1 protein-coding gene is annotated in these 1,176 nt (G+C 37.9%); it reads left to right on the forward strand.

What is annotated here, in order from left to right; genetic code table 11:
* A partial coding sequence (locus MOY_RS16755; protein ID WP_009101564.1) for a capsular polysaccharide export protein, LipB/KpsS family occupies window positions 1-1,176 on the forward strand: 1,176 nt, incomplete at both ends.

A 1,176-nucleotide genomic window follows, 5' to 3' on the forward strand; every position in this document is an offset into this window, starting at 1 on the left:
AAGCAAGATACACCATTGATCGGATGCTTGAGAATAAAACGAGTAAATATAATTATGCTAAAGATGTGGCGATAGAAGATTTATATGGACCGAAAAATAAAAAAAGGATTTTAGTTATAGGTCAGGTAGAAGATGATGCTTCAATACAATATGGTTGTTCAAGAAAAATAACAAATAATGATCTTGTTATCATGGCCGCACTAGAAAACCCAGACGCGCAAATAATATATAAACCTCATCCTGATGTGCTGACGGGGCTAAGAAAAAGGCTTTCTGATCCTTCTTTAGTTGAGAATGTGGCGCAAGTTCTTTATGAGCCAGTATCAATTTCAGATGCACTAAGCACTATTGACCACCTTTATACTATCACTTCTTTAACTGGCTTTGAGGCCTTACTTCGAGGTATCCGCGTAACTACTGTTGGCTCCCCCTTTTACTCAGGCTGGGGGTTAACAGACGACCGCCAAACTAATTCAAGGAGGCAGCGTAGGTTGACAGTAGAAGAAGTTTTTGCTGGAGCTTATATTTTATACAGCAATTACATAAACCCTTATACAAAAGAAAAGATAGATATAGTTAAAGCCCTTGACTTATTAGACTGGATGAAGACGACAAAAGTTCAGCCTATTGATAAGCAGGGTTTATATTCGAACAGTAAAGCTGTGATTGCGAAAATAAATAAACAACTGTCGGATGGTAAGGTCGAGGAAGCAAAAGATAGTGCAGATCTCGCAGTTGGAGCTTATGGGGATATTGATTCCTATTTGGCCAGAGCTAGAGTTAAAGTGTTAAGTGGAGAGCTTGGCGAGTCTGTAAAAAAAGATATTAAATTTGCGATTGAAATGACAGGCTGGAAAGACAAAAGGGCTCTTTTGCAATATGCAAAATATTTGTGGGAGTTCGAAGGCTACGATAAAGAGTTACACAAAGCAACATCTGCTTTAGCCCGTCACGACACCTTGACTGTGAATGAAGCTAAAATGATTTGTGCGATGCTCTGTGATGGTGGGTTTTATGGTAAAGTTGAAGATCTGATTTCAAAGAATAAAATTGGTAAAAGTGGATTAGGGTATTTGTCATTAAGTGCTTATGTTGATAAAAGTGAGGACTCTTTTGCTAATGACGATAAAAAAGCGGCTGTGCTACATAAAAAAATAATTTCAGCTACTCATGGGT

It is taken from the genome of Halomonas sp. GFAJ-1, assembly GCF_000236625.2.
In the GTDB taxonomy this organism is placed as follows: Bacteria; Pseudomonadota; Gammaproteobacteria; order Pseudomonadales; family Halomonadaceae; genus Vreelandella.